This window comes from Legionella londiniensis, from assembly GCF_001467825.1.
Lineage (GTDB): Bacteria > Pseudomonadota > Gammaproteobacteria > Legionellales > Legionellaceae > Legionella_A > Legionella_A londiniensis.
In genome coordinates this window covers 25,025-32,304 of sequence record NZ_LNYK01000016.1, presented here as the reverse complement: position 1 = coordinate 32,304, position 7,280 = coordinate 25,025, and the positions used below count along the sequence as shown (strand labels likewise).

Here is a 7,280-nt window from a genome sequence, read left to right as displayed (position 1 = left end):
GCTTGTAACATGATATTTGCATGCATGATAACTTTTGCTTGATGTTTGCCGTTTCGCACTACTTCGATTAATTCTTTACGTTGCGGCTGCGTATGATATCTCGAATTAAAAAACGAGCCGGCGACAGCGCTTGAATCAGATTACGAGATAAATGACAGGGTTCGTTATTGAGCAAGGCTGCCAGAAATTCTGCGCAAAGCGGGATGGAAGTTAACCCTCTTGAACCAAATCCTGTACAAATATACAAGCCTGGATAATAGATTCCAGGACTCGCAATCCACCCTTTCGCGTTGGTTGCAAGAGAAGCAAACTGTTTCACAAATTCTTGTTCCTTGGGCACAGGTCCGACAAGTGGCAAATAATCGGGCGTGGCCATACGAACGCCGCACCAATTCCCCATAATATGATCTGACCACAGGGTATTGACAGGCATTCTTTTTAGCCGGTTGAGATTGTATAAGTCATCTTCTTTTTGTATCGCATTATCAGCTACGCCGAGATGATAGGTAGCGCCTGTGAAATGGCAACCTTCCCTTGCGGGCAATACATGTCCCTCGGCGCAGATTGGAATATTTATTTTAGCGCTGTCTGGTGTCTGTGACAGAGCGGTCAACTGCCCTCGAATCGGTTTTAAGGGAAGATGACTTGTTTCCTTGAAGCGATTTGCGCCAAATCCATTTGTTAAAATCAGTATCTCGGCCTGAGAGGAACCTGCATGCCAAAAGCCGTTTTCATATTGAATTTCTGAAACATCCGCGGCAACCACCTCCTGAATATCAGACAGCTCTAATAAATAACGGCAAACATTGAGAGAATCCATCCATCCTGCATTCGGGACATAGAGCCCGCCGGCTTGAATACCTATCCCCGCGAGAATGCCAGCCTCGGCTTCACCAACGAGTTTGCCAAGGCCGGGATATTGGTTGAGAAAGCCTGTCAAACTTGCTTGATTTTTTACTTCCTTTTGATTATGGGCAAGTTGCAATATGCCCTTTAACTCTCCCAGGTAACGCTGGTCCAGAAGAGATTGATAAAATCGACTCGCATAAAGAAAGGCATGCAGCATGAAATTTGTGTGCGGTGAACAAAAAGCCGATAATTTGGGATATAAAACGGCCTGACGGTTACCGGATGCGCCGGCGCCCGCGCGCCCATGGCTATCAATCAAGCTCACTGACCAGCCGCGGCGTGATAAAGCAAACGCGTTGCAACAGCCCGCAAGCCCTGCGCCAATGATAATGGCATGTTTTCTATGAAGAGTCGGGGGCTTGCTCATGTGCCACGGAGTATGGCGCATTTTGCATGAAGTAACAGATTTAGACCAGCTTGCCGTTATCATTTCACGCTTACGACCATAGCCTTTCTTTTTTACCACCGAAAAACCCGCCCCTTCGAGCATTCTTCTTACATGGCCCGCGGCGCTAAAAGTGGCTAATGTTGTACCGGCAGCAGATAATAAGCCAATTGCCTGCATGAGCTTTTCTGACCACATGTCAGGATTTTTAGCTGGCGCAAATCCATCCAGAAACCAGGCGTCAACCTTGAAAGTACGAAGCCGCTCCTCCAATCGCGCATCGCCAGAAACGAGCAATTGCTGAAAGGCGGTTTCTGCATCGCCAAGCATTAACATTAAACTTACGTTATGTTCTATAGGAAGATAGTGGAAACCTGGGGTCAATAGGGGATAGTGGCGCTGTAAAGCCAGGCACTCATCCTTTAATGCAGGCCATAACAAATGACATCTTTTGAGATCTTCGAGTGTCAGGGGATGCTTTTCAGAAGATATAAAATGTAAATGAGCCGTTGCGGGCGCATATTTTTTCCATAAAGACCAGCACAATAAAAAATTAAGGCCGGTACCAAAACCGGTTTCAGCTATGATAAAGCGGCTTTCCCCGTGAAGCGCGCGCCAGCGCCCTGGCAAATCATTCCCGTTGATAAAGACGTGCTCGACTTCATGCAGGGCATTATCAAAGGAAAAATAAATATCATCAAAATCGGAAGAGAACGGCAGCCCATCACGCCAGGCGAGATTAGCGGTATGGATATGCAAAAATCGAGTGCTCAAAATAAATTTAGTTCCATTTTGAGACCAAGTTCTGATTCTTGATTTTACTTAAAACAGCTTCCGCAGCAATTTGCGTTAAACCGATTTCTTCCTGCCGGTGAGCAGAAGAAATAAAACCTGCCTCAAACATGGATGGCGCAAAATAAATACCTTGCCGCAACATGCCGTGATAGAAAGCTTTAAAAAGGCTTTCATCAGACTCAGCAACGTCTGCAAAGCTGGTTATTTCCGTTTTCTCGTTGAAATAAAAACCAAACATGCCGCCTAGTGATTTGCCATAAAAAGGTATGTGCAATGCTTTGGCGACCTCAGATAATGCCTCGATCAAATTTGCTGATGTCTGCGCAAGTTTTTCATAGAAATTGTCGCTTTCCAGTTCTGTGAGTGTCGCAAGGCCTGCGGCCATAGCCAGGGGGTTGCCAGATAGAGTGCCTGCCTGGTAAACCGGTCCTTTGGGCGCGAGGTAGTCCATTATTTCTGCCCTGCCTCCTATGGCGCCAACAGGCATCCCGCCGCCAATCACTTTTCCGAGCGTTGTGAGATCAGGGACAACATTGAAATATGCCTGTGCGCCGCCTTTGGCAATACGAAACCCTGTCATCACCTCATCAAAGATTAAAAGCGCTTGATAATGGTCACAAAGCGTTCGAAGCCCTTGTAAAAATCCTGGCTTGGGCAGCACAAAACCCATATTTCCAGCTACCGGCTCAACGATAATAGCGGCCATATCGTGTTTATGGCGCTCCATTAATTGCGCAACTTGCGCTAAATCATTAAAATCTGCAGTTAAAGTGTGCTCGGCAACGGTAGCAGGAATGCCGGGGCTTGAAGGAATACCCAATGTCAGCAATCCCGAACCAGCTTTGACGAGCAAGCCATCGCTGTGACCATGATAGCAGCCATTAAACTTGATTATTTTGTTTTTGCCTGTATATGCCCGTGCCAAACGAATGGCTGTCATGGTGGCTTCTGTGCCAGAATTAACCATGCGTATTTTCTCAATGGCAGGCATAAGCTGCACGATTTTTGCTGCAAGTTTTATTTCAAGTTCGGTGGGCGCGCCAAAACTCATGCCATTATGCAATGAATCTATCACAGCAGAAATGACTTTAGGATGGCAGTGACCGAGAATTAAAGGACCCCATGAGCCCACATAGTCTATATATTCCCTGCCATCGACATCAATTAAATAAGCGCCCTTCCCCGCTTTGAAAAATAGAGGATTGCCTCCTACGCCGTTAAACGCACGTACTGGAGAATTGACGCCTCCAGGAATTAAGGTTTGCGCAAGAGTATAAAATTCTTGGGACTGATTCATTGCGGCTCCGCACTGAAAACATGCAATATGTGCGCATTTTACAAGCATTTTATACGTTTGACAAAGAATGACCTAAAATAGAGAAGCATCCCCCAGCTTTCGCCAGAGGAATAAAGGAGGTTTATTGATTATTCAACTTATCGATTTGTTCTTTGATTTCTTCTTTGGTATATCCGTAGTACTGTTGAAGCTTTCCAAAAATCACTTCCTGATCTCCTTTAATTTCCTGAAGATCGTTATCAGTTAGTTTTCCCCATGTTTGCCTTAACTTCCCTTTAATTTCTTCCCATTTTCCTTCGAATATATCCCTGTTCATATTTGTTCTCCTTGATTTCGGTATTTTCAAGCATAGACAAAAATATTCAATTATCCAGCTTATGAAATTTTGTATACATGAAAAAAAACTGTACACAAACTCTTTACATCCCTTTAAACAGTAGCTAAATTACAAATTTTTTTCGAGATTTGATTATGCAAGAGTACAAAAAATATATCTGCGTCATCTGCGGGTTCATTTATGATGAAGCGGAAGGTTGGCCTGAAGACGGCATTGCACCTGGTACAAAATGGGAAGATGTTCCGGAAAACTGGTTTTGCCCGGATTGCGGAGCTGGTAAAGAAGATTTTGAAATGGTTGAACTCGACTAATACCAGTTATTTTGCAGAAGTTTTCTCAATAATAATATTGGTTAAAAAGGCCTGACTACAGCCAAAAGAACAATCAGAATCAACAGCAGTGTTGGAATTTCATTAAAGATGCGAAAGAACAATGCGCTCTTGCAATTCTTATCATGAGCAAACAGCTTTCTAAAGCGACCGCAAGATAAATGATAAAACCATAAGACAAGCACTAAGGCAATCTTGGCATGCATCCAACCTGCTCGAAGATAGTAATCAGGATTGAACGTTAAGAGCGTAAGCCCCAATGCTGTTGTGAATAAACCCGCAGGCCAGGTTATCCCGTAGTAGAGACGCCTCTCCATGGTCTTAAAGCGTTCAATGCTTATATCATCTTCTGAGCTGGCATGATATACATAAAGACGCGGCAGATAAAATAAGCCTGAAAACCATGCCACCATTGATATAATATGAAATGCTTTTACAACCAACATGTTTACTGCCTGTTATTTTTTTTCTTGCGCCGCGCTTGTTTTAAAAGATTAAGTGATTCTACGCCAAGTGAAAAGCCCATGGCAAAATAAACATAGCCTCGAGGCACATGAAAAGCAAAACTGTCAGCAACCAATACCATACCAATGAGAATCAGGAAACTCAGCGCCAGCATTTTGACTGTGGGATGCTTTTCAATGAAATGGCTTACAGGTTCGCTTGCATAAATCATAACCAAAATCGCGCAGGTAATGGCAAAAGCCATCACCCAAAAACGGGTTGTTAGTCCAATAGCAGTCAACACGCTATCTAAAGAAAAAATTATATCCATTATCGCAATTTGTATCACAACAGAACGAAATGATGTTGAAACAGCACCCAATTCCCGCAATTCTTCCTCAACGTTACCCACTTCAATATGAATTTCCTGGGTTGCCTTGGCAATTAAAAAGCCGCCGCCAAGCAGCAAAAATAAATCACGGACGGAAAAGCTAAACTCACCTAGGATAATGAAAGGCGTTTTAAGTTTTACAATCCAGACTGCTGAGGCGAGAAGCAGCAATCTGGTCATCCAGGCAAACGTCAGCCCCCATTGCCTGGCTTTTTTACGTTGCTCTTTTGGCAATTTCTCGGTGAGGATCGATAAAAAGACTAAATTATCAACGCCCAGGATAATTTCAAGGATAATGAGCGCCAGGAGACTTAAGAATATTTCAAGTAATTCCATATTAGTGATTGTTAACAATTATTCATTCTATGATAAACACCGATGAGCAAGCATGGGAATATTAAAAATGATTTTTTTAACAATTCATTATGTTTTTAATACCAGCCCATATGGCGTTGTCGCTCGAGTGAATTAATTTTGTTTGCATCGCAATGATTCACTTTCTAGTTGAGCTTGGCTATAATAGCGGCCGAAAAAGCGAACAAAGCAGGTGGCAACAATCATCAAGTTTATTAAAAAATTGCTCCGAAATAATAAGGCGAGTCACCCTTCTATTCATTCTGATTATATAATACCTCGCAGCGAGCATCACATTTCCAGGACTGATATCAGCGCTAATGCTCTCAAAGTTTTAAACCGCCTGACAAGTGCCGGATTTGAAGCTTACCTCGTTGGCGGCAGCGTGCGCGATCTTTTATTGCGCAAGATGCCTAAAGATTTTGATATTGCGACTAATGCCACTCCAAATCAGATTAAAAATCTGTTTCGTAACGCCCGCATTATTGGACGCCGCTTTAAACTGGTACATGTACTTTTCCACCGTGAGATTATTGAAGTGGCGACATTCAGGGGCCACGAGGCAACGCTTCATACCGATCAGCTGGTTAATGATCAAGGCATGCTTATCCGCGATAACGTCTATGGTACGCTGGAAGAAGATGCATGGCGGCGCGATTTCACAATTAATTCCCTCTATTACAATATAGAAGACGGCTCTATTATTGATTACACTGGCGGTGTAGAGGACATTAAAAATCGCTTAATCCGGATTATTGGCAATCCTGAAAAAAGATATCAGGAAGATCCCGTACGTATGCTGCGCGCTATTCGGTTTTGCGCAAAGCTTCATTTTGAACCAGCGCCGGATACCGCAAAATATCTCCGGCTAAACAGCCATTTGATTACGCACGTTTCAGGTTCCCGCCTGTTCGATGAAATGACCAAGTTTTACCAATGCGGCGAAGCCGAATCAGCCCACCGGTTGCTCGTTGATTATGGGTTGTTTGATCTTCTATTTCCCAATACCCATCAGGTAATAAAAGATTATCCTGTTAATGCCCTGTTGGGTATTGCGCTCGAAAATACCGACTCGCGCGTGCGCGACAATAAACCTGTGACGCCAGCTTTTTTATTCGCAATTTTACTGTGGTTTCCATTACTGGATTGCGCCAAAAAGTTGAGGCAGTCCGGGATGGAGCCTTTACCTGCCTTAGAAAAGGCAATGTCGCTTGTTATCAGCCAGCAAAATCAGATTATCACCATCCCAAAACGATATTCCCAAGTAATACGTGAAATGTGGATAATGCAGTATCGTTTTCCAAGGCGTACTGGAAAACGCGCATTTACTATCTTGCAGCATCCCCGCTTCCGCGCTGCCTATGATTTCCTGGCCTTGCGCGCCTTGGCAGGCGATGAATCAATGGAATTGGCAGAATGGTGGACTGCTTTTCAAGAGGCCGACAATAATACCCAGCAAGAAATGGTTGCCGCCCTTTCTGTCAATAAACCGCGCAGAAAACGCCGAAGAAGAAAACCATCATCACCATGATTCCATGTTATTTGGCTCTTGGCAGTAATTTGCGTTCACCTGAAAGGCAATTGCGGCAGGCAATCGCCAAGTTGAAACAATTACCGGCATCAAGTATTCTTAAAATTTCGAGCATATACCTAAGCTTGCCTTTGGGAGCAGGCGTTCAACCCCACTACTGCAACCTTGTTTTAAGCCTCCGCACACGCCTTCCTCCCCATTGTTTACTGGATTATTGTCAGCGAATAGAAAATAAGCATCAGCGCGTCCGCAAAAAAAAATGGGGCGCAAGAACGCTTGATATTGATATCTTGCTTTACGGCAGAATGACTATATCATCTTCACGTTTAACTATTCCTCACCCTGAAATGGTTTATCGTGATTTTGTCATGACGCCGCTGCTTGAGATATCTCCCCATTTGAATTTACCCAAAACAGTAAACACCTCTGTTTTGGAGTTGCCAAAGCGTACTATATTAAAAGTCAAGAAAAACAACTCATTATTCTACAAAGGATTTTCTGCTCTGTA

Annotated in this window: 8 protein-coding genes; 3 read left to right on the top strand and 5 right to left on the bottom strand. The window is 43.7% G+C overall.

Going from position 1 to position 7,280, the window contains the following annotated elements; genetic code table 11:
- Positions 1 to 67: 67 nt before the first annotated feature.
- The 3 genes from mnmC to Llon_RS05955 all read right to left on the bottom strand — a co-directional run bounded on the left by mnmC (position 68) and on the right by Llon_RS05955 (position 3,702).
- Positions 68 to 2,068, bottom strand: coding sequence for a bifunctional tRNA (5-methylaminomethyl-2-thiouridine)(34)-methyltransferase MnmC2/FAD-dependent 5-carboxymethylaminomethyl-2-thiouridine(34) oxidoreductase MnmC1 (gene mnmC / locus Llon_RS05965; RefSeq protein WP_058529162.1), 2,001 nt, complete (start codon positions 2,066 to 2,068; stop codon positions 68 to 70).
- 7 nt (positions 2,069 to 2,075) lie between these two features.
- Positions 2,076 to 3,386, bottom strand: coding sequence for a glutamate-1-semialdehyde 2,1-aminomutase (gene hemL, locus Llon_RS05960; protein ID WP_058529161.1), 1,311 nt, complete (start codon positions 3,384 to 3,386; stop codon positions 2,076 to 2,078).
- A 121-nt stretch (positions 3,387 to 3,507) separates the two neighbouring features.
- Positions 3,508 to 3,702: a CsbD family protein gene (locus Llon_RS05955; protein WP_058529160.1), complete on the bottom strand. Its 195-nt coding sequence runs from the start codon at positions 3,700 to 3,702 to the stop codon at positions 3,508 to 3,510.
- A 155-nt stretch (positions 3,703 to 3,857) separates the two neighbouring features.
- Between Llon_RS05955 and Llon_RS05950 the strand changes: the two genes are divergently transcribed.
- Entirely contained in the window at positions 3,858 to 4,034 is a 177-nt protein-coding gene (locus Llon_RS05950) for a rubredoxin (protein ID WP_058529159.1), read from the top strand.
- A gap of 41 nt (positions 4,035 to 4,075) precedes the next feature.
- Here Llon_RS05950 and hemJ read toward each other — a convergent pair whose 3' ends face one another.
- Both hemJ and Llon_RS05940 read right to left on the bottom strand, forming a co-directional pair.
- The gene (hemJ, locus tag Llon_RS05945; protein WP_058529158.1) at positions 4,076 to 4,498 is read right to left on the bottom strand and encodes a protoporphyrinogen oxidase HemJ; all 423 of its coding nucleotides are present in this window, start codon (positions 4,496 to 4,498) and stop codon (positions 4,076 to 4,078) included.
- Positions 4,499 to 4,500: 2 nt separating this feature from the next.
- Positions 4,501 to 5,223, bottom strand: a complete 723-nt coding sequence (locus tag Llon_RS05940; protein ID WP_058529157.1) for a TerC family protein — start codon at positions 5,221 to 5,223, stop codon at positions 4,501 to 4,503.
- Between the two features lie 241 nt (positions 5,224 to 5,464).
- Here Llon_RS05940 and pcnB point away from each other — a divergent pair, with 241 nt between their 5' ends.
- Entirely contained in the window at positions 5,465 to 6,772 is a 1,308-nt protein-coding gene (pcnB, locus tag Llon_RS05935; protein ID WP_058529468.1) for a polynucleotide adenylyltransferase PcnB, read from the top strand.
- Positions 6,769 to 7,280, top strand: a 512-nt coding sequence (gene folK, locus Llon_RS05930) for a 2-amino-4-hydroxy-6-hydroxymethyldihydropteridine diphosphokinase (RefSeq protein ID WP_157079312.1), incomplete at its 3' end; no start/stop codon positions are given. The genes pcnB and folK, both read left to right, overlap by 4 nt.